A 2,412-nucleotide genomic window follows, 5' to 3' on the forward strand; every position below is an offset into this window, starting at 1 on the left:
ACGAGCAACCTGGCCTGGCCGCGGTCGGGCGAGCTCGACATGATGGAGATGGGCGGCAAGCAGACGTTCCGGGATCTGCACGACACGCACAACGGCGGCGCCGGGACCGACGACGCCACCGTCAACGAGGCGGTGTCGGCCAACGCGATCTTCTACACCGACGCCGCGGTGAACCCGGACAACCCGACCGGTGCGGCGAGCCTGTCCTACGACCCGAACGACCAGTACGCGCGGCCGTACTTCGACCAGGTCGACGGTCTGGTCGAACGCTTCCTCGTGTACCGGCTGTACTGGGACGACACCTCACTCCGCTTCGTCGTCGTCGACGACGGGGTGGAGCACGACCTCTTCGCGGCGCCGTTCACCATCGACACCGAGGCGGACGAGTTCCGCGAGCCGTTCTACTTCCTGATCAACTGCGCGGTCGGTGGCGCCTTCACCGATGCCGCGGTCCTGGGCGAGGGCGGCGCGCCGATCACCATGCCGTTGCCCGCGGAGATGTTCGTCGACTACGTGCGCGTCTACGAGTGGAACGGTCAGGGCGAGGTCGCGCTGGGTCCGCCGGCCTTCCGCCAGGGATCGGTGGGTCTGTACACCGAGACCACCCCGACGGTCTCCGAGCTCGTGCCGACCGAGAGCTCGGAGATCTACGTGTGGGAGAACACGCTCCAGCCGGGGACGATCGCCCCCTTCGAGGGCGACGACGTCCTGGCCTGGCGCACGAACGGAACGGGCTGGTTCGGCGCCGGGATCATGGCGAGGCAGCCCCTGAACGTCTTCGACTTCGGCGAGGGCACCCTGAACTTCCGCGTGAAGATGCCGGCGAACGTGACCTTCGAGGTCGGGATCATCGACGCGTGGGGCAATCAGAGCTACGTCGAATTCCCGGCCTTCCAGACGAAGTACGGACTGGTGCGTGACGGCGAGTGGGGCCAGGCGATGATCCCGGTGAGCGACATCCGCGGCACGGCCATCGATCTGCGCATGCTGAGCTACGGCTTCGTGATCCTCGAACGCAACGGGACCCCGGCCGAGTTCGCGATCGACGACGTGTACTGGGACGCGGGTGCGGTGACGGCCGTCGACGGGGTGGCCTCGCCGCGCCGTGTGCAACTACTGCCGAACGCGCCCAATCCCTTCAATGCACGCACTTCGATCCGCTTCGAGCTCGCCACCGGGGGCACCTACGAGCTCGTGGTCTTCGACGACGCCGGGCGTCGCGTCCGGACCTTCCGGGGGCTGGGCACGGCGGGCCGCAACGAGATCGCCTGGGACGGCCGCGACGACGCAGGGGCCGCGGTGGCCTCGGGAGTCTACTACGCGCGTGTGGTCAGCGGCGACGCGGTGGCCACCGGGGCGAAGATGGTGCTCGTGGAGTAGCCTACGGACGTTTCGACGGAGACGAGGGGTGAGGGGCATGGCGCTCTCTCACCCTTCCGCCGCCCGCGCCTCGATCCCCGCTGGCGAGCCGAATCCCTTTCGCCTACCTTCCTCGCGTGGCCATGAGGCCGCAAAATCCTCGCCGATCCGCTGGAATCGATCGCCCGCTTCCGTCTGGAAGTGGGTTTTTTCGTATCCGGCCCGGCGAGGGCCTCGCCTCGGATCGCGAGACCGGGGGCGAGGATTCCCTGGCGGGACGCGACGTTCGAAGTTCATCGAACGGCTCGACCGCCTGTATCGACCGGCTCGGCCGGTGTTCTGGAGAGACGACTTTGAAGAAGATCTATGTTGGCAATCTGCCGTTCAGCGCGACGGAATCCCAGGTCACGGACCTGTTCGCGAAGCACGGCGAGGTGCACTCCGTCGCCCTGATCAATGACCGCGAGACCGGTCGCCCGCGTGGCTTCGGCTTCGTGGAGATGGACGACGCCGGTGCCCCGGTTGCCATCCAGGCCCTGAACGGCCATTCCATGGACAGTCGCGAGCTTCGCGTGAACGAGGCCACCGATCGCCCCAAGCGCAGCGGTGGCGGCGGTGGTGGCGGCGGCGGCCGCTGGTAATCCGATCTGCACACGCGTCTTCGTGACCGTCACGGAAACGTGGGCCCCGTCTTCGATCGAAGACGGGGCCTCTTCGTGTTCGGCCGGTTCTGCCGCCGGCTATTTCAACAAGACGAGCCGCACCGTCTCGGCCGCTCCGCCGGCTCGTAGTCGGGCGAGGTACACGCCACCGCCCACCCCCCGACCGGCGTCGTCCCGTCCGTTCCAGAGCCGCTCGTGTTCGCCGACGCCCATGCGCTCGCCCGTGGCGATCGTCCGCACCACCCGTCCCGCGGTGTCGTAGACCACGAGGTCCACGGACGCGGGTTCGCTCAGCACGAAGCGGATGGTCGACCGCGGATTGAAGGGATTCGGATACGCATCGAGACGTTCGATCGTGGTACGCGACGCAGCGGCCGGGGCCGAGGTCGCG

Annotated in this window: 3 protein-coding genes; 2 read left to right on the forward strand and 1 reads right to left on the reverse strand. The window is 67.9% G+C overall.

From position 1 onward, the window contains the following. Together VKA86_08490 and VKA86_08495 are read left to right on the forward strand one after the other, a co-directional pair. A partial coding sequence (locus tag VKA86_08490; protein HKK71243.1) for a FlgD immunoglobulin-like domain containing protein occupies positions 1–1,380 on the forward strand: 1,380 nt, incomplete at its 5' end. Positions 1,381–1,712: 332 nt separating this feature from the next. Continuing rightward, positions 1,713–2,000 (forward strand): RNA-binding protein, encoded by a 288-nt coding sequence (locus tag VKA86_08495; GenBank protein HKK71244.1) that lies wholly within the window; start codon positions 1,713–1,715, stop codon positions 1,998–2,000. A gap of 99 nt (positions 2,001–2,099) precedes the next feature. On the opposite strand, the gene VKA86_08500 is transcribed toward VKA86_08495, so the two are convergent. Beyond that, positions 2,100–2,412, reverse strand: a 313-nt coding sequence (locus VKA86_08500; GenBank protein ID HKK71245.1) for a FlgD immunoglobulin-like domain containing protein, incomplete at its 5' end; no start/stop codon positions are given.

The organism is Candidatus Krumholzibacteriia bacterium (genome assembly GCA_035268685.1).
Classification (GTDB): domain Bacteria; phylum Krumholzibacteriota; class Krumholzibacteriia; order JAJRXK01; family JAJRXK01; genus JAJRXK01.